This window comes from Chitinophaga sp. 9-1-y (assembly GCF_059511905.2).
This window is the reverse complement of the sequence record NZ_CM197955.1, coordinates 760,254-780,107: the sequence shown is the minus strand read 5'-3', so window position 1 is coordinate 780,107 and position 19,854 is coordinate 760,254. Positions and strand designations below refer to the sequence as shown.

Annotated in this window: 16 protein-coding genes and 1 tRNA gene; 8 read left to right on the top strand and 9 right to left on the bottom strand. The window is 43.8% G+C overall.

The genetic code is table 11. From position 1 onward, the window contains the following. Positions 1–20: 20 nt before the first annotated feature. From AC5ZC7_RS03125 to AC5ZC7_RS03115, 3 genes are all read right to left on the bottom strand, one after another. Positions 21–1,502 carry a hypothetical protein gene (locus AC5ZC7_RS03125; RefSeq protein ID WP_496163074.1) on the bottom strand — a complete coding sequence of 494 codons (1,482 nt, stop codon included), beginning with the start codon at positions 1,500–1,502 and terminating at the stop codon, positions 21–23. Positions 1,503–1,610: 108 nt separating this feature from the next. Further along, entirely contained in the window at positions 1,611–2,054 is a 444-nt protein-coding gene (locus tag AC5ZC7_RS03120) for a hypothetical protein (RefSeq protein WP_496163073.1), read from the bottom strand. A gap of 82 nt (positions 2,055–2,136) precedes the next feature. Next, positions 2,137–2,736 (bottom strand): VTT domain-containing protein, encoded by a 600-nt coding sequence (locus tag AC5ZC7_RS03115; protein ID WP_496163072.1) that lies wholly within the window; start codon positions 2,734–2,736, stop codon positions 2,137–2,139. Between the two features lie 110 nt (positions 2,737–2,846). Between AC5ZC7_RS03115 and AC5ZC7_RS03110 the strand changes: the two genes are divergently transcribed. Next, a complete protein-coding gene (locus AC5ZC7_RS03110) occupies positions 2,847–3,044 on the top strand; it encodes a KTSC domain-containing protein (RefSeq protein ID WP_496163071.1) in 198 nt (65 codons plus the stop codon). Between the two features lie 94 nt (positions 3,045–3,138). Here AC5ZC7_RS03110 and AC5ZC7_RS03105 read toward each other — a convergent pair whose 3' ends face one another. The 6 genes from AC5ZC7_RS03105 to AC5ZC7_RS03080 all read right to left on the bottom strand — a co-directional run bounded on the left by AC5ZC7_RS03105 (position 3,139) and on the right by AC5ZC7_RS03080 (position 12,399). Further along, complete coding sequence (locus tag AC5ZC7_RS03105) at positions 3,139–4,275, bottom strand: redoxin domain-containing protein (protein ID WP_496163070.1); 1,137 nt, start codon at positions 4,273–4,275, stop codon at positions 3,139–3,141. An 18-nt stretch (positions 4,276–4,293) separates the two neighbouring features. Continuing rightward, positions 4,294–5,808 (bottom strand): RagB/SusD family nutrient uptake outer membrane protein, encoded by a 1,515-nt coding sequence (locus tag AC5ZC7_RS03100; protein ID WP_496163069.1) that lies wholly within the window; start codon positions 5,806–5,808, stop codon positions 4,294–4,296. Positions 5,809–5,825: 17 nt separating this feature from the next. Next, a complete protein-coding gene (locus AC5ZC7_RS03095; protein ID WP_496163068.1) occupies positions 5,826–9,287 on the bottom strand; it encodes a SusC/RagA family TonB-linked outer membrane protein in 3,462 nt (1,153 codons plus the stop codon). A gap of 342 nt (positions 9,288–9,629) precedes the next feature. Beyond that, positions 9,630–10,808, bottom strand: coding sequence for a FecR domain-containing protein (locus AC5ZC7_RS03090; RefSeq protein WP_496163067.1), 1,179 nt, complete (start codon positions 10,806–10,808; stop codon positions 9,630–9,632). An 81-nt stretch (positions 10,809–10,889) separates the two neighbouring features. After that, entirely contained in the window at positions 10,890–11,477 is a 588-nt protein-coding gene (locus AC5ZC7_RS03085) for a sigma-70 family RNA polymerase sigma factor (protein WP_496163066.1), read from the bottom strand. 79 nt (positions 11,478–11,556) lie between these two features. After that, positions 11,557–12,399, bottom strand: coding sequence for a rhomboid family intramembrane serine protease (locus tag AC5ZC7_RS03080; RefSeq protein WP_496163065.1), 843 nt, complete (start codon positions 12,397–12,399; stop codon positions 11,557–11,559). 153 nt (positions 12,400–12,552) lie between these two features. Between AC5ZC7_RS03080 and AC5ZC7_RS03075 the strand changes: the two genes are divergently transcribed. The 7 genes from AC5ZC7_RS03075 to AC5ZC7_RS03045 all read left to right on the top strand — a co-directional run bounded on the left by AC5ZC7_RS03075 (position 12,553) and on the right by AC5ZC7_RS03045 (position 19,042). Further along, the gene (locus tag AC5ZC7_RS03075) at positions 12,553–13,590 is read left to right on the top strand and encodes a hypothetical protein (protein ID WP_496163064.1); all 1,038 of its coding nucleotides are present in this window, start codon (positions 12,553–12,555) and stop codon (positions 13,588–13,590) included. After that, positions 13,553–15,961, top strand: a complete 2,409-nt coding sequence (locus AC5ZC7_RS03070) for a hypothetical protein (RefSeq protein ID WP_496163063.1) — start codon at positions 13,553–13,555, stop codon at positions 15,959–15,961. Before AC5ZC7_RS03075 ends, AC5ZC7_RS03070 begins: the two co-directional genes overlap by 38 nt. Before the next feature lie 103 nt (positions 15,962–16,064). Next, positions 16,065–16,138 (top strand) — tRNA-Asp (locus tag AC5ZC7_RS03065). A 904-nt stretch (positions 16,139–17,042) separates the two neighbouring features. Beyond that, positions 17,043–17,369 (top strand): ArsR/SmtB family transcription factor, encoded by a 327-nt coding sequence (locus tag AC5ZC7_RS03060; protein WP_291923456.1) that lies wholly within the window; start codon positions 17,043–17,045, stop codon positions 17,367–17,369. A 4-nt stretch (positions 17,370–17,373) separates the two neighbouring features. After that, a complete protein-coding gene (locus tag AC5ZC7_RS03055) occupies positions 17,374–17,853 on the top strand; it encodes an SRPBCC domain-containing protein (RefSeq protein ID WP_496163062.1) in 480 nt (159 codons plus the stop codon). 11 nt (positions 17,854–17,864) lie between these two features. After that, positions 17,865–18,437 carry a dihydrofolate reductase family protein gene (locus tag AC5ZC7_RS03050; RefSeq protein WP_496163061.1) on the top strand — a complete coding sequence of 191 codons (573 nt, stop codon included), beginning with the start codon at positions 17,865–17,867 and terminating at the stop codon, positions 18,435–18,437. A 74-nt stretch (positions 18,438–18,511) separates the two neighbouring features. Next, positions 18,512–19,042, top strand: coding sequence for a nuclear transport factor 2 family protein (locus AC5ZC7_RS03045; RefSeq protein ID WP_496163060.1), 531 nt, complete (start codon positions 18,512–18,514; stop codon positions 19,040–19,042). The last annotated feature ends 812 nt before the right edge of the window (positions 19,043–19,854 follow it).

Here is a 19,854-nt window from a genome sequence, read left to right as displayed (position 1 = left end):
TTTACCATTGACAAATATATTTATTCAAAGGTCATTGTACCAATGCGGTAACGGGAACGGCCACCTGTTTTAAGATGAACGGCATTGTAGATAATCGCCGAATCTCCTTTTCTTTTATAATCGTTCATAGACAGATGATATCCTTTCCGGATGGGCCTATATACAAATGTTTTACTTACTTCTCCTTCGCTGGTAATCAGCACCCGCGCCAATCCTCTATTCCTCATTCTTCTTCCGAGATATACCTTCGATACCTCCTTATCTTTCATGTCTATATTATTATTGAAGTCTTTATTAACTAGGTGGTCGTGAAAATAGATGCATAAATCTCCCTGGCTGGTCAAATCGGCAATAAAACCAGTGAAGTTAAAGTCATCTGACTCCGTATGGTTTCTATACACCACCCGCTGCCATACACATTCACGGGCAGCATTGATTTTAATTACGTAAATATTTCCTCCTCCAAATTTAACGACAGATTCTTTCGTAGCCTGAGATACTATCATACCGCTTGAGTAAAAGCTGCTGAAGTTGTAGATCAATAAAGCGCCTCCATCTTTGGTGTCAATAATCTGATCCAAATCTGCATTAGCAGCCACCTCTTCCTTCAACTGCACTATCTTCACCTGGGAAGCACTATGCTGATTAACGTCTACTACTCCATAAGCGACTCTGTCGAAGCCTTTACGATCGGGAGCCGACAACAGCCCCACAAAAGCCGGGCTATTGCCGGATGCTTTCCAGGAAACTCTATGAACAATATTGTTCGGAAGGCCTGTTACCTGGAAACTTTGTGCAATTCCCTTGTCATTCCAATCTATGATCATTTGCCGGAAGATATCCTCCTTCTTTTCTTTGCTATAAATTTTCAGGGTCAGAAAAAATTTTCCGCTATCGGTCAATACCATTCCTATCTCTTTCACGTTATCCGGGACCGTTTTCGGGCTATAGAAATGTTTCTTAATCATGTTCATCTGCCGGTCGAAAACAACCACCTGGAAAGCGTCATTTTTGTCTGAGAATTTATCCCTGAAACAAACATAGTTGTAAGCACTGTCAGGAGAGAAGCCCTGATACCGGTCAACATACCGGCTGGATATTGCGCAAAGCCGCTTCTTTGACTTTACTGTTGCCTTATTTATATCCAACTCACAATTGTACAGCATCTTATCTTTATCTACATAACAGGCATATAAACGATTATCGACTACCGTACCTGATAAACACTTCATACCATTTAACTCTTTAATGGGCAACGAGTAAAGCTGATTCATAGCGGTATCATAAGCAGCCATTCGGGTAAAAATGGGATCTATCAACTTTACCAATGGGCTCAATTTAGGGATGACCGTTCCCAGGTCTATGCATTTATCGCCCACCCAGTATAAACTGTGATAATTTTCTTTTGTGGAAATAGACGACTCGATCTTTCTGAACTGAGCGGTGGCCGAATTAAGGACAAATAGCACCATGGCTAACAGGCAGGCTGCTTTCTTTTTCATAGGTATATTTATAAAATACTAATTATTCATTTCCAGGTAAGAGAACTAAAAAAACATTGGCTCTTCATAAAAATTTCGGGGCAAATGTATGATTTATAATTCAACGGGTTAATAACTCCTCATCTGCAACTTTATTATAGCCCATACCCAGGATAATACGATAGTTACCGCCACCAAAAAAGCAGGCCATAAAACGATATTCCATCCGGTTTTAAATCCGTTATAGAAAAAATAAGTGCCAAGCAGGTAACAAAACATCAACAAACTCATTACCGTTGCATATTTTATGATGGTTACCGCCGGGTTCCGCGACTTAGTCAGGACATCCACCCCTGCCATTCTTCCCAGTAAATAGCTTCCTCCGAGGAGAAGTATAAAAAAGAGGAATACCGGAGGATGCAGTTGGTCATCAATAAAGAAAATAATGTTGTTGGCAAAATCGCCTGGAACCGTTGTTATCAGCATCCAGAGAAAATACAACAGCATAATTGCCAGCAGCTGGGCTTTCAACACCTTTCTGCCGCCAAGTTGCCTGGCTACATCGGATTTCATACAGATATATTGTTGGAACTACAAGATATAGATTTATTCTGCATGCAAGCTACAATTGATGAATAAGGTGTTGCAAAGCAGGTTACGCGGCCCCCTTCTTAAACTCCCGCACAATCTTGATAACTACCGGAATAGTTACTACCAGGATAATAATTGTAATAAAATATTTGAGATAGGGCTTTAAAAAAGGCATGGTACCCATCAAATACCCTGCTAATACAAAGCTCAGGGCGTAACCGATGGATCCCAGGGTTACCAACAACAGGAACCGGCGGAAATCAAGGCGAATCATACCCGCTACAATGGGGGCAAAGGTGCGGATTAATGGCAAAAATACACCCGCCGTCAAAGCAATGGATCCATACTTATGATAAAACTGCTCTGCTGACACCAGGTATTGTTTGCGAAAAAAGCGGGTATCTTGCCGGTTGGCCAGTAGCGGGCCCGTTTTGCGGCCAAATACATATCCTGTTATACTTCCGGCAACGGCGCCCGCAGCCGCTACGGCACAAACCAGCAATATATTGTAATGCAAACTTCCGGTAGCTGCCAATACCCCGGCGGTAAACATAAACCCGCCACTGGGGAGGAAGAAACAGAAGAACAATCCGGTTTGTGCAAAAACAACAAGGAACAAAAACAACAGACCTCCATAGTTCAGGAGCGATACAGCATCAGACATTCGTAGCGTTATTAAAAAGTAATGCGGAGCGTTTTACATGGTAAATTTAAGCGAAGTCATTCAATTTTAGCGTGCTTTTCCCGCGGTATGATAATTGAGGCCCCCTTTATATGCCATCCTCTGTGGTTGCACATATGATTTATAATGCCGATACACGTACGCTGCGGATTATCTTCGTATCGGGCATGATATACGATTATCAGGAAGTACCAGAGGCCGCTTATACCGCGATGAAACAGTCGGGGTCAAAAGGTACCTATCTCAATAAATACATAAAAGGGCATTATTCTTTTAAGAAAATAAAGTAAGTACGCTTTTAGCAAAAATGCAGGGGTGTAAAACACTTATTAAATGTTTTCCCCTGCATTTTTACTAAAAGCTAACAGCTAATAGCTAATAGCTTTAATGAGGCAATAATTCTTCCAGCTTCTTATCCAGTGCCTCTCCCCGCAGGTTCTTTGCCACTATTTTCCCATTGGGATCCAGCAGGAAATTCTGAGGTACTGCTCTTACGCCATATAATTTTGCCACTTCGTTTTCCCAGAACTTCAGATCGGATACATGTGTCCAGGTGAGTTGATCGGTATGGATAGCTTTCAGCCAGGCCTCATGTCCGTTCGCCTGATCCAGGGATACGCCGAGGATGGTAAACTGTTTGTCTTTGTACTTGTTGTAAGCTGCTACCACATGCGGGTTCTCCGCGCGGCAAGGACCACACCAGCTGGCCCAGAAATCCACCAGTACATACTTACCGCGGAAATCGGATAAGCTTACCGGTTTGCCGAGGGTATCATTCTGTGTGAAAGCTGGGGCTATAGCACCTATGGCCGTTTGTTTCCAGCCACCGATAATACCTGCTACTTCTTTCCCTTTTTTACCGTCTTTTACAACGGGAGATAATGCATTGTACATTGCTTCGATTTCCTCCACGTTATCTGGAATTGATCCGGCGAAATTTTGCAGGGCATCGAGGCTTACGGGCGACTTACCATTGTCTTTTACAAAGTTTTTGTAGATTTCTTTTTCTGTAGCACGGATGGCTTTACTTTTCTCCTCGTATGATTTTCTAAAAGCATCTGATTTACGGGTTTCTTCTGTAGCGGCGATGTAATCTTCTGTTAGCTGATCCCGTTGCGCGTTGGTACTTTTTAATTTGGCCTGCAGGCGTTGCTGGTCATCATTCAAACGGGAACCTTTTACTACCGCATTATATACAGAGTCTTTTGCGGAAAGCGTGATAGTTCCTTTCTCCAGGTATACTGTGAGCATATCTGATTTATAAGACATCATCATGGTTGGCGCCGTATGACGCAGTACCAGGGAGGCTCTCACCGGGTCGTTTACTTTTCCTTTGAATTCAAACACGCCATTTTGCAGGGCGGCAGAATCGCGGATCGTTTCTCCGTTGGCGCGGTAGGTAAGAAACAGTTTTGCAGGCGCGTCCAGTGTACCGATTTTTCCTTTCAGTATAAAGGCGCCTTCCTGGGCAAATAAGGTGGCTGGCAGTAAAGCCAGCATCGTAATTAGCATGCGGTTCATATGGTGCTTGTTTTTGATTTAGAAGGGTCTTCCATCCAATGGAATGTTCCACTGTGGATTAAATTTCAATACCGGGTTAGAAATTGTGAGAATAAAGTCTTTCGAATCTACCGTTCCTTCGTGTATTTCTCTACCTATCTTATGCGTGACTTTTGTTTTGCACCAGGGCTTGCCGGTTTCAACACAAAACCGCTTCAGGTCGAGGAAGCGTTTGAATGAACCCAATGGTAACTCTCTTCTTCTTTCATCCAGCACCTGTTGAATCACTTCTTCCTGGGACCCGGCGGTCAGATCCGGTGTACCGGTTTTATAACGGTAACGGCGCAACGTATTCAGGTCGGTGATAGCGGCGGCTAACTGGTTGGTGCGTGCGTATCCTTCTGCACGCATCAGCAGTAGTTCCGGATAGGTGAACCCGGCCGTCATCCTGGATTTGGAGCCGCGATAGTATTGTATGCGGTTACCATCATCATAGGTAACATTGTTATACGTTGTTTTATAACCGGGCGCTGTTAAGAAGAAATACTTAAAGCGCAGGTCATTGGTTTGATCATATAAGGCAATCACTTCATCCGAAGGATAAGAAGACGATGACCTGCCTGCGGCCGCATCCAGGTTTCTATAGAATAAATTTTCCCGGCTGTTGGCAGTAGTCAGGAAATCATCGGGGGCTTTAATGGTGCTGTTGATGATGTTGGTGGGATCCGTCCACGAAAAGCTGTTATAGTTGTAGATGATTTTGTCTGTTCCACCGGCGCTGGCAGCAGTCCAGGCAAGATTGGCGTAGTATACCACGCTATCATACTTCTGCGTAAACAGGTGATAGTAGGCCAGCAACGCCTGTGCAGTTGCCTTATTAGGACGCGATGGCCAGTTGGTCACGTCCGGCATATCGGGTAAAGCTGTTTGTATATCTTTCGATACCAGGTCGAAAGCCTGCGCCTGTGTGGACAAATCCGGTAACACCGCTCCTACGTCCGCGCTTATTACATAAGGAATTGTTTTGGTATCGTTGGCGGTACCGGGTTTATATACCGGTCCATATACCAGTGTAGACACCAGGTACGACCAGGCCCTGTTTACAAGCGCCTGTGCTACTACCCTTTTGGCATACTGTTGATTTTCTGCGCTCAGGTTGGGAATAGCACGTACACCGTCTATCACGTTATTGAAATAGGCCATAGAACGGTAGGTACCCCAGTCCCAGAAGTAGTCGGACGTAGCGGGATTTTTATATGGCTGCCGGTATACATATGCCCAGTAGCGATCAATATTAGGATGGTTATTGGCCTTGTAGTTGATGTTTCCGATACCTTCGGATAGCGACAGGTTATCTGTCAGGTATCCCAGGTTACATCCATTGTTGTTATCCACAAAGGCCCATTGCGCAATGTTGGAATTATCGAGCAGGTGGTCAAAATCGGCTACCTCTGTAGGGATCAGTTTCCCTTTGGGTTTTACATCCAGGAATTTATTGCAGGAAGCCAGGCTGGTAGCAATAATAGTGGATAGAATAAGTATATGCTGTTTCATGGTTACCATGATTAATATTAAAGCGTGAATGATAAGCCAACGTAAAACTCAGGCCGCAATGGCAGGGAGCTAAAGCCCTGTTCCGTAAATGCGCCGGTACCGCCGGTGAGATTCAGTTCAGATGTTTCCGGATCACGATGATCACTGTTGGCCGTAATCATCAGCAGGTTGCGGCTTTGCAGGTATATCCTGGCATTGGTGAAGCCTATCTGTTTTAAGATCCGCGGATTGATGTCGTAGGTCAACGTGATGTCGCGCAGCTTCATATAGTTACCACTTTCAATCAGGATATCTGAATACGGGAAGTAGAACATATCCATATTCCAGTCGCTGAGTTTGGGATAGATTGTTTTTGCTTCATCACCGGGCTTACGCCATCTTTCGCCCACATGTTTATTTAAAATATTAGATCCGCTGAAGGCATCTCTCCTTAATACATTTCCTAATTTGGCAATGAACATAAAGGACAGATCGAAGTTTTTCACCCGCAGGGAGTTGGTCATGCTGATGGCATACCTGGGACGCAGGGTACCGCTATATATCAAATCGCCTACTGCCACGTTTCCGCCGCCTATTTTCTCTCCTTTGTTGGAATAAAACTGCGATATACCGTTATTATCAAGGCCTGCATACCGGTAGCTATAAAGGGCATCCAGCGGGTCGCCGGCTTTTTTAATAGCGCCGTTGGTAATGGAAGATGCATACTGATAGGTTACATTATAGGTAAGCACCTTATTGTTATTATAGCTGAAGTTGAAGAAGGTATTCCATACCAGGTTCTTTTTGCGGATCACATCCGCATCTACTGATACTTCATAGCCCTGGTTACGTACTTGTCCTACGTTTTTGGTAAGGGAGCTAAAGCCGCGGGTAGGATCAATGGCGTCTGCCGCCAGCAGGTCGCTGCTATTACGCAGGTAGTAGTCGAGGGTTACGTTGATGCGTCTTTTCAACAAAGACACGTCCACACCCAGGTTGGTGCTTTTTGTTTTTTCCCAGCGCAGCGAGTTATTAGGCGGAGAAGTAATACCATAAGATATATCCCCGGTATAAGTTGAATAACTACCTGGTGTGATGATCAGGAAAGGGCCTGAGTTCAGGGAGATGTTTCCATTGATTCCATAGGAAGCACGCAGATCCAGGCGATCGATCAAGGGTACCTGGAAGAATTTTTCTTCTGCCAGTTTATAGGTACCTCCGGCCGACCACAGCGGCTTATAGCGGTAGCGGGGATCGGTACCAAAGAAGTTGGTTTGATCCAGGCGTATACTACCGCTGAGGATAAAGCGGCTATCATACTCGTAGGAGCCGTTGGCATACCAGGAAACAAAGCGGTTATCCTGGAAGGCATAGCTGCCGATGCTGGCCGAAGGGCTGCTGGTACCCAGCTTGTCTGCATTATAGTTACCGGCATTATAATCAGCGTAGTTAAAAGTAGCAAAGGTGCCTGCCTGATCGTTGTAGCCGAAGCGGGTAGGCAGGGTATTGTTATCTGTTGTATTGCGACTGATTTCATTTCCGGCGATGGCCGCTATGCGGTGACGGGGAGCAACGAGCCGGCTAAAGTTCAGCTGGGTACGGAACATATAGCTTTGGTTAAAATTGCGGCTTTCATTTACTACGGCGCCATCGGGTATATAATGTTTGGAAGTATTGGATATCGAGGTATTGTCATCGTACCAAAGTCTTACCCGGTAAGCATTTTTATCATACAGGCTTCTGCCCAGCATATCGCCCCGGCTCCAGGAACCACCGGCTTCTGCGCTTAATCCATCCAATAGTTTGATGGTGATACTACCGCCGAGTCGTAGCTGCAGGGTTTTAGTGGAGGTATTTTCCAGCGCCAGGTCTTCGAGCGGATTATAATACAGCGGCTTGGTACCGGCGATGGCGGCATAGCGATCCCGTTTTTTGGCATTTTTGTAATCCATGGTCAATGGTGCTCCTGTAGCAGGATCTACCACCAGGTCATAGGGTTGTAAGAGAGAGGTGTTGGTATATGCCAGCATATCCTGCCAACCTTTTACCGGTGCGGTGGTGGTGGCATAGTTCACGTTAGAGAACAGCCGTATAGCCACCCGTTTGCCTGGGCGCCAGTCGTTCTTCATGTCGAAGATCAGGCGGTTATCTGAATTACGGATGGTGTTATTTTCATTCGAGATATATTTCACCGCCGCATTCAACATACTTTTTTCGCTACCGCCGGATAAAGAGATATTATGTTGTTGCGTAAACTGGTTCCTGAAATAATACTTCTGCAGTTGTGCTTGTCCGTCGCTTTTTCTCAGTACATCCAGTTGTGCGTCGGCATCTTTTTCGCTCAGCCATCCCTGTGACTTTGCGATCATGAGATAGTTCACTTTAGAGGTGACGTTGTAATCATTATAGTCTGTCAGGTTGCCGTTGGGATCCAGGTTGTAGAGTTCTATTTCTGCGTCTACATAGTCTGCCGAAGAAGCCCTGTTCAGGTATTTCAGGTCTGGTTTCAGGGTGATGCCGGTAGATCCTTTGTATTCTACCTGCAGTGCACCTTTTCTGCCCTGGCGGGTAGCCACTACAATTACGCCGTTGGAAGAGCGGGCGCCGTAAATGGAGGCTGCTACCGCGTCTTTTAGGATGGTAATGGATTCAATGTTATCTATGTTCAGTGATTCCAGTCCGGCGTTGGTAGGGTATCCGTCGATTACCAGCAGCGGGGCGCTGGCAGCGGTACCCAGCATGGTAGATACGCCACGTATTTCCAGGTTGCCTTCTTTGGTGAGGACTACGCCGGTAGCTTGTCCTTCGAGGGCTGATTTTACATCGGGTTTTAATTTGCTGCGGAGGCGATATGGGTCAATCACAGAAAATGAGCCGGTGGCTCTTTCCCGGGAAATCATCTGGTACCCGGTGTTTACCACGTCGATGCCTGTCAGCTTGTTGTTGGATGCTTTCAATTGCAGGCTGATAACGGCGTTTTTACCAACTACCAGTTCCTGTTTTTCGAAACCGATATAGGTAAATGACAGCACGGCATTTTCATCTTTCACCACTACCGTATATTCCCCGTTGGTATTGGTTTGCGTGCCTTTGGTGGTACCTTTTACCACCACTGAAACGCCGGCCAGTGGGATACCGTTTTCGTCTGTGATGCGGCCGGTCACCACGATCTGTGCAGGCAGTACAGGTATTTCGGGTACGCGCGGGATGATTTTAGTGACCGTAATGGTTTTATCATCGATCGCATATTCCAGGCCCTGTCCCATCAGGGATACGTGTAACAGTTCCTGGATAGTAGCATTTTTCACTTCAACGGTCACGGGCCGGGTAGTTTCCAGTGCTTCATAGTTATAAAAAACGATGTAGCCCGTTTGCCGGTTAATGTTGCTAAAAACCGTTGATAGCGGCGTATTTCTGACGGACATGGTCACCCGCTGTGCCAGTCCTTTGGCGCTGATTTGCAAAGCGCCCGCCATTAGTAATAAAGCAGATAATCTCATGATCCTCCAAATTTTGGTTGGCTGACTATTTCTTTTCATTGCGCCGGTATGTGTCGGCGAGTAAGATCTGCATTGGTGGTGATGCGTTTCTAAGGTATTGTTGCGGGGATAATCTGGTTGATGATTATGCACATAGGCCTCCCCTTCTCTGTTTTGGAACAAAGCAGTTAAAATCATACTTTTGATTTCGGTGATAAAAATGAGTTTACACGAATAATTTATTGCCTGTAACCAGTGATGTTTGCCCATCACTGGTTTTTTTAATGGCGCTGGTTTTTTAGCAATGATTTCTTAATTCAAAGGCGCGTTGGTTTAAGTATGTTAAAAAATATGGTGTGCTTACTATCGTAGTACAGTTATTTTCCGACCCTCTATTTTGAATAACACCTGGTTTCTCTCAAGAATATTTAATACGCGTGACAGGGGCAGACTACGCTGCATCCCGCCACCAAAATACATTTCACGTGGTGTTCCTTCATAAACCACGTCTATATCATACCACCTTTCCAGCTGCCGCATTACCGTAGCAATATCGGCCCGCTCGAAGATGAAAAATCCATTTTTCCAGGCAACTGCCGTCTGTGTATCTACGGGTATCACCGTGATGTTATTGTTGCCTTCCATCCGTGCCTGCTGCCCTGGTTGTAACTTCTTTACGATACCATTCCGGCTTACATTCACGGCACCTTGCAGCAAGGTAACCGCCATCATTTTTTCGTTGGGATACGCCATGATATTAAACTGTGTACCCAATACCGCGATTTCTGTTTCATTTACTTTTACCCGGAATGGTTTGCCGGGCAATGGCGCCACCTCAAAGTATCCTTCTCCCGTTAATGTTACTTCCCGGTTATTACCCATAAAAGCAGTCGGAAAATGCAGGGAGCTGGCGGCATTCAGCCATACTTTTGTACCATCGGGTAAGGTCAGCTGGTATTGTCCTCCACGTGGGGTAGTGAGCGTATTATAGCTCACCGCAGCGGATCCTTCTGCCGCTTTATATTGTACCTGCCCGTTTTGCAGCTTGATGATGGTGGTGTTTCCCTGTTTGCCCAGGGTATCATTCTTTGCTTCGTCCAGGGTAATGACCGCGCCATTGGCCAGTGTCAGTGTTGCCTTATTACCACCCGGAGGCACCTCATTTTTATAACGTTGTGCTACTACCGGCAGGGGCGCCACACTTGTTACTGGTTTCAGCCACCAATAGCTAACGGCCGCCAGTACGATTCCTCCTATAACTGCCGCAGCCCACCACCAGCGCAGGTAGCGTACGGGGTGTACGGATTCCACAAAAGGTAAGGTAACATCGGTGGCGGTAATACTCTTCAGCAGTGCCTGATGAGTAGCCGTATCCGGTGTGTCCGTTGCCGGCGCCTGCCACATCAGGTCCGTTAACGCCGCCATAAACAATTCCATATTCTCATCATTCCTGAGAAGGTGGTATAGTTCTTCCTGTTCTCCGGGAGTTTCCTTTCCCGAAAGGCGCTGTTGCAATATATACTTAACCCTTTGCTCCTCCATGCTAATAGGGGTCTATTTAAGAGTACTCCCAATAATAAGAATGAGCTGCTGACAGAAAGGACCTATCTGCCCGAAAAAAAATTATCTGCAAATAAAAATGATATAAACAAGTGGGATGGTATGACCATAACGGCGCAGGTGTTCCCGGATAGACTTCAGGGAAAAAACGAGGGCATTTTTAACAGAATGGGGGGATAAATCCAGTTCAGTGGCTATTTCCGGGATCTTCATGCCCTGGTTACGACTCATCTGGAAAATACGCCTGCGTTGGGGAGATAATAACTGTACGGCTTCTTCAATGAGTACATGCAGTTCCTTCAGGCTTAGCTGCCGGCTGGTGGTATCTATTTCATCATCTGCAGTGGTCACTGCTTCCCGTAAACGGTATTCTGTGGCTTCTTTCCGGAGGTAGGTATAACATTCATTGGCGGCCACCTTATATAGCCAGGCTTTTGGATGATCAATCTCTGTGAGTTTATCGCGGCTTAACCATACCCGCAAGAAAGTGGCCTGTATCACTTCCTGCGCGTTGTGCGGCGATTTCACCATTTTCTGAATAAAGGGCTCCAGGCTTTGCATGGAGGCATTGAACAGGACACCAAACGCTTCTTCATCACCTTCTGAGATGCGTTGAAACAATGCTTTGTCAATATAGCTGTTATCGTGCATTATAATTAGCAGGCTTATATAAAAAGGTTGGTGGTATTCCTGCTAAAGTAATAAAAATTGGGCGGATACAAGGGCCGCTTTAGCTGATCTGCTGAGAATAGCGTTCCAGTTTTTCTTTCTCCTCTTTTGTGAGGCTATGGATGCCTTTCTTATGGATTTTGTCGAGGATAGCGTCTAATTCCCGTTGCCGTTGGGCCCGGTCGAAATTATATTTATCGTCGATATCTGCAAAAACGTGGTGCTGCCGGTAGAAGAAATTGTCTACCAGCAATACATGCGGCCGGGTAATGATGACATACATAAAGAATATCGCCGGCACCGCTATAATCACTACCGTAGCGAAGTTGGCTACCATCGCCTGCGGTTCCAGCGCAATGGCGATCGTCATCCCCACCAAGGCTCCCCCCAGGTGTGCATCGTGCCCGATGTTATCATTGCGCGACTTAATCCCGTAAATAGCATATAAGATATAAATCAACCCATAGAGCCAGCCAGCCACCGGGAACAATCCCAGGAAATTGACAGACATCCCGGGAAATAAAGCAATAGAGGCGAAAATCACGCCACACACCGCTCCGGAAGCCCCCACTGAGCTGTAATCACTGTCGCGCCGGTGTATATACAGCGACAATAAATCGCCTCCTATCAAACTACCAAAGTAAATCAACAGAAAAGCCACGCTGCCTAATCCCTCCTCGAGGAACAGGCTAAAGCCCAGCAACGAAATCATATTAAACAACAAATGTTGCCAGCCTACATGCAGAAACCCGGATGTCATTAACCGCCAGTATTCTTTAAACAGCAATACTCTTTCCACCACGAAAGCATATTTATCGAAAAATACGCGGTTCCTGAATCCTTTATAGGAGAAAAAGAAATTTGCAATAACAATACCCAGGGTGATAAATCCGGTGTTGTTCATAAGTATAGCATATTTTGACGGGTCAGTTTTCAAACGTTTATGCAATATGTAGAATTGTTTAAATATATCAAAATGTGGGGGGAAGAAAGCACTAGATAACAAGGAGGTTATAAACATTAATTCCCGTAGCTTTGAATCATACTCCTTTACATCATGTTTCCCTACCGGTATTGCCTGTATACCTTGCTGATACTGCTTTTTTCCTGTAAGCCGGAAGAAAAGCCTCCTATTCAACATTCCTTCTATTACTGGAGATCCAGTTTTGCTATGTCGGAGGAGGAAAAAGAAAAACTAGTACAACTGCAAACATCCCATATCTACCTGCATTATTTTGATGTAGACTGGAGTGAAACAATGCACATGGCCATTCCCAAAGCGGTGGTTGACAATTATATCTACGACGACAAGTTCCTGTACGGTATAACATTTACCCCGGTTATATTCATTACCAACAGAACGTTTGAGCAGCTGAATACTGCCACAAGCGAGGAGCTGGCACACAAAATAACGGCCAAAATAAATGCGGTGACCACCCGGATGAAAGCCCGCATCAGCAACTATGCTGTACCTGAAATACAGATAGACTGTGACTGGACAGCTGGTACAAAGCAGCTATATTTCCATTTCCTGGAAGCATTCAAAAAAGCGAATCCGGGCATTACGATATCCGCCACTATTCGTTTATATCCTTATAAATATTGGGAGAAAATGGGGGTTCCACCTGTGGATAAAGGGATGCTGATGTGTTATAATCTCGGTAAAATAGCTAATCCTGCCACGCAGAACTCCATTTTTGACCTGTCCGAACTCCGGCAATATCTGGGTGGTAAAGCTTATCCGTTACCGTTAGACCTGGCATTCCCTGTATTTGGCTGGTATACCTGGTTCCGGGATCATCAATTTAAACGTATCATATACCAGGATGAAGCTTTCATTTCTGATACGACCGTATTTACCCACGAGCAGGACCAGCGTTATCGCTTTCTGCGGGACACCGTGATCGATGATCTCTATTTCCGGGAAGGAGATCTCTTACGTATGGAGTATCCCGACCCACAAGCATTAACTGCCGCAGTAGCTCTTATGACTGACAAGCTACCTGGCTACCAGCATATAGCATTTTATTACTGGAATCTCCCTTCAATTATTACTTATGAAAGCGTTATCTGGGAAACTGTTCATCGCTATTAGTGCTTTATTGCTAATTCTTATTACTTACCGTCCTACCAATAGTTGTCCTCCTGACAGCTATCCGGACGAAAGCCGGATCATGCTGTTCCGCAGTTATCTTAGCGGCCTCGATCATCTACAGACATTTAATTATACGCTGGCCTTTACTAATGCCGTGGATACGGACCCGTTGAAAACCGACAAGCACCGCAACTGCCGGGAATGGCAACAGCTCACCGGTAATCAGGTATCACTCAAAGACATTTATGAAGTACAATATGCGATGTCGCCAGATGACTTTTTGTATACCATTAAGCATAAGGGCGACAGTACTGATAATAGTTTTGTCAACTGGTTATTGCTGCCGGAACATCAGGCGGTGGCGGATTACCTGTCATTTGCCAAAAAGATAGAATTTACCACTGCAGCTGTCAGCATGGATCCATGGGAAACAAACGGCCCTATTTATAGTAATCATTTCCTCGACTCTCTCGCTACTTACGCCGAACAGCAATGCCGCCGCGTTAAGCTCCCCTTTTTACAGGAGCGTTACGCCTTCCAGGTGCTTAAAATACTTTCGTATACCATTTATGGCAATAATGAACCTGCACCTCCTGATCTTGGTGAGCGTATCCGCTCTTTTTACGATCAATACCTCCTCCATAAAAAAACCATTGTAGCAGATTGGGGATTGATCTATTACGCCGATGTACAAAAAGATGAAAACGGCCGGCTGCTGGTGCTATTACAGGCGTTTGACCGTAGCGAAGAAAAAAAAGCTTACGCAGCAAGATTCTTTACCACCAAAAAGCTAGTTGCCCTAAAGGGGTCTGTCACGGATCCGGCTACCCGCAGATTAATTGCGGCCGCAATCGGACTTAAAAATACCGGCAGGGGATTAAGGGAAATACAGGAAATAAGTGCTGCTGATCCATCCAATAAGTATCTGCCATTACTCATTTGCCGGGAAATCAATAAACTGGAAGATTGGCTGCTATCACCCCAGCTACTGGGTTTTGGTGGAACAAAAGAGGATCGGCCCTTTGGGCCCTATCATCAAAAGAACTTTCAGAAGGATTTGCTATATCTCCGACAAGTACGTACTCAACTGATTAGCCAGTTAAAATACCCAGGGTCTGATAAAACCTTGCTACAACTGGCTATTGTTCATTTATTTCAAATAGATAAACAATATCCTGAAGCCGCTGCGTACCTGCGAACCATCCATACCAGGCAGCCACGATACGCTAAACAAAAGGCAATCGCCAACACTATTCAGCTTATTTACACCGCCGATATCACCCAACCCACCATACAGGAAGCTTTATATAAGCAACTCTCTACTGTTATCCGTATGGGCGAAGAAAGTTACCATTTTGATGAATTTTATTGGGTTGCCCGACCTTACACGGCTATTTCTCAACTATATCTGCTCCTTAGCCGGCAAATGAAAATTAAAGGCGATATCGTGAAAGCCGGACTATTATTTCAAAAAGCAAATGTGTTGGTAGATGACTATTATGGCATTTCCGGCAGATATACCGATTCCGAATCTGATACCATTTGCTATAACAAAATCGCCTTCTTTGATAAATATGCTACCCCGGCAGATATAGATATGTTGCTGTCTCTTAAATACCGCGCCCATAAAACAGCTTTTGAAAAAATGATTTCGCCCGATGTTTGGTCTACCGATGATTTTTACCTGGACCTGAAAGGTACACTCCAACTGCGGCGGCAACAGTACCAGGCTGCGATGACTACCTTTAATCGCATTCCGGATCATTTCTGGAAAGAAAAATATGCCTATGCCGATGGGTTGCCCTTACGGTATATTGGTACCGCAACGCCATTGAAAGGCATTGATAAAACACCCTACAAGGCGTATCCCTATGTAAGTAAAAAGTTAATTCTCCGGGATATGATACAGTTGATGGATACCCTCGGCGCGGCCAAATTACCCGCTGAAAAAGCGCGCCTGTCTATGCTGCTAGGTAATGCTTATTTTAATATCTCCAGGCCGGGATCCGCCTGGATGATGTTCAGCTATGGTAAGAGTGCAGCCGAAATGGACTTCCATGATGAATGGTGGCAGGGCTATCGGTGGGCATGGTATACTTTTTACCCGAATGCTCATACTTATAAACAACCTTACTACCGCTGTGCAGATGCTATCCGAATGTATCAGCAAGTGCTTGCCTATACAAGAGATAATAAGGAATTAGCCGCGCAGGCCACTGTAATGCTGGCGGTTTGTGATCAGGCTATTCATTCTACTGACAACCGTTATCATTCTCCCTATGAGCGTATGTTTACCACCCGGTATGGCAGCACTGCCGCCTTTGCAGCAGCCATGAGCAGTTGTCCGGATATTAATAGCTGGAAAAAATAATTTCCTTTTTTTGAAAATTTATTTGGAGGAATGGAAATAATGTTGCTACATTTGCACTCCCAAACGGGGAATACCAATCGGCTGAAAGGCCCTACAGTATTACGGATCGGTAGTTCAGTTGGTTAGAATGCCGCCCTGTCACGGCGGAGGTCGCGGGTTCGAGTCCCGTCCGGTCCGCAAAATCTCGAAGAAACCCGCGCTAGTCGCGGGTTTTCTATTTTAAGTCGAGTATTTAGTCGAGTTCCGATTAATTCTCTCCTGTTTTTTTATGTTACCTTATTAAGTTTAACGATCACTTACTGAGATACAAATATTATTACTGATTTTTACCGCTCCTCCGCCCGTAGTAAGGTGTCACTAAAATAGATTAGGAAAAAGTGTATTCATTTCCGTATGTATTATAATACCCCAGTATTTTGTTTACTATAAAAGGAAGTGAAATGAGAAAATAGGATATCCAATCTAGTAAAGGATTTCACTAGTTCGATTTACAATTATTTGTCCCCTTTTCTTTTCCTAAACATTTCTTGTATTCAGCATATAATTTTTATGCAATTACATTAAAGATCAAATAAAAAGTAAAAGCCTCTCGTGTGAAAGGCTTCTTATGTTGTTCTCTACTCTGGTTCCGGTACTAACACCATCGTAATCGAACTTAATACATCATATGGCCGAGTGTAACATACAACTGGTCCAACTCCTTGTCAAAATACATATGAAACGTCTGGAAACCATCCCCTGTCAATTATGTATGGCATTGGAATTATGATACAAAACAAGTCCATCTCCCAAAACACTTCATAATAAGGGGCACTTAGGTCAAAAACATTAACTATTGGTTCGAAAGCGTCTGGTGCAGGGTTACAATGAGTACTTCTCCTTATGATGCGAATTTCTTCGTCACCCAATGTTCTATTAAAGGTGGCTATTGTCGCATTGTTGGAAAACAAAATGGCACTCACATTCTCAGGTTCTGGAAGTTCAAAAAAATTCGATTGAATGGCTTTTTACAGGAGTAGTTAAAATAAATTTGCGCAAGTCAAACCTTGCATATATATTTGCAAGAAATCACTTGCGCAATATGGCACCAACAAAAGACATCTTTCAGGCAATAGCAGATCCAACCCGCAGGCAAATTATTGGTATGTTGGCTCGGAAATCACTAAATGTTAATGCTATTGCCAAGGAGTTTGATATTACCCGTCAAGCAGTTTCATTGCATGTACAGTTTCTTAACGATTGTGGTCTTATTGTAATCAAACAACAGGGCAGGGAAAGATATTGCGAAGCCAAACTCGAAAGATTAAAGGAAGTAACAGACTGGGTAGATCAATATCGAAACTATTGGGACAATAAATTAGACTCATTGGAAAATTATCTGGCTAAAATTCAAAACAAGAAAAAATAGATAGATGGAGAAGTACAATACATTCAAACAGGAAGGGAACAGTCTTATACATACGAGAATTCTCGATGCTCCAAGGGATTTGGTTTGGGAAGTATGGACCACCCCGGAGCATATAAAAGAATGGTGGGGGCCAGATGGTTTTTCGCTGACTATAAAATCAATGAACGTAGCATCTGGCAAAACCTGGGATTCTATTATGCATGGTTGGGGACAAGATTGGGATAGCAAAGTTGAGTATTTGGAAGTAGAAAAACCTTCCCTTTTATCCTATAGACATTTTGGCGAAAGCGAAGATTATAATTTCACAGTTTCAATTTCATTTGAAGAGGTTGAAGAAAAAACATTACTGACAATGAAGTCAATATTTAAGTCAAAAGAAATTATTGAAGAACTGAATAGACGGATAAATGCCATTGAAGGTGGCAAGCAGACTTTAAATCGACTTGAAAAATATATTAAAATATTACAAAGTAAAAAACCATAAATAAAAAAAATATGAGAAAAATAATTTCATTTATGCACATATCGCTTGACGGCTTTGTAGCAGGACCGAACGGAGAGATGAACTGGATCAAACTTGGTGAGGAAATTTTTGATCATGTCGGTAAGCGGATCGGCGAAACCGATACGGCTTTATACGGACGAGCAACTTACCAGATGATGGAAAATTACTGGCCTACCGCAGGAGACAAGCCGAATGCGACCAAGCACGACACTCAACATTCAAAGTGGTATAACAAAGCTCACAAAGTTGTTTTATCGAAAACAATGAAAGACGCGGGTTTTACTAATACAACAATTATTAGCGACAACGTTTCAGATAAAATAAACGAAATAAAACAACAGGCAGGTGGAGAAGTCTTACTTTTTGGTAGCCCGACAGCCACACATTCACTTATTCAACAGAACTTAATTGATGGCTATTGGCTATTTGTTAATCCAGTTATTCTTGGACGAGGCATTCCATTATTTGTAGACATCAAAGATAAAATAAAACTAAACCTGGTGACTACCAGACAATTTACTTGTGGGGTAACTGAACTGAATTACACAGTGGACAGACAATAACAACGAACCACTAACAGGATGTTAGCAGTCATTGAAACAAACGAAAATATAAACATTGACTTCAAATCCACTATATGAAAAATGTAACAATCATTCTGTTATTTATAACACAGACTTTTTCTGTAAAATCGCAGTCCGCCCTTGACTCCGTAAGGCGACTAAATTCAAATGCATTCAGAAATGACATTGCTATACGCGAGTTAATTGACAGTTTTGCATATTACGCGGACAGGACTAAAGCTCAACGGCAGGCAGCTCTTTTTGTTGAAAATGGTACGTTGGAAATTTATCGGTCAGAGCCCGATACAAGCAAGCCTATTGTCGTATTAAAAGGGCGCAAAGAATTAGAAAAAGCGTTCAAGGGCCTGGAAAAATACAATATGACGTTTCACCTTAACGGGCAGAACCTGATCAAATTCGGGGATGACACCACCGGGTTTGTCCAATGTCTTGCCCATCATATTTTTTTTGAAGATGGAAAAAGAATATTACAAACCGAAGCTATCCGCTATTATGATACTTATACCCACCAAAATAATCAATGGCTATTTGTAAAAAGAAAACTAATTATTGATTGGGAAGACAAAAGATTGTCAACGCCGTAAATCCCTATTTAGATGAGATTCATTGGGCTAGTTTTAGCACGATTATCCAACCTAAATAGACTGTACATTGAGTAAAAATAACAACGCCTTATTATTTTTACTCCCTTAGATATAATTATAAAACTTGCTTGGCAAACTGGTAGATTTTCCCCAAATCGGAGACAAAAAAGTTCGATATTTGTCCCCTACAGCCGGCAAAATATAGAAGAAACCCTCGCTAGTCGCGGGTTTTCTATTTTAGATAATCCCCAGTTGGTAATTGCCGATTTGGGGGATCCCTATCGCACAAAACTCGAACCTTTTGATATCTGATTGAGTGAGAATATCGATTATATGTGATCTCTGTGCGTTTCTATTTCCAAATAAAAGGTACCTCCATCCCATCACACCAATTGGTTTCAAGGGACAAGCCCTTTTTATCTTCCTTATCCTACCTACCTTTCAACAAAAGACTCGCTGTGAATCCGCGGAGCGGAAAAATGCTGTTATCAGCCAACCAAGAGAGTCCGGGAGTTTTAACATTTTTTTACAAGTAATTTGCAGTTGAAATAGCGGACCAGTCTTTAACACCGGCGCATAAAAATGGGAGGCGCTAAAACAGCGCCCCCTTCAGTTGTAAGTATGATTAACTTTAAATCACAATTGAGGTCAACATAACCATATCTGTAATAAAAACAGCAAAAGTTGAAATCTTCCTACGTCGAAAAAAAAAATTTCAAATGTGAAGTATAAGGCAACCACTAGGTAAAGTTAAAAACATTGCGTCCTGACATGGTAAGACTATCACCGCTGGGTTACCGGTTCCAGGCAAC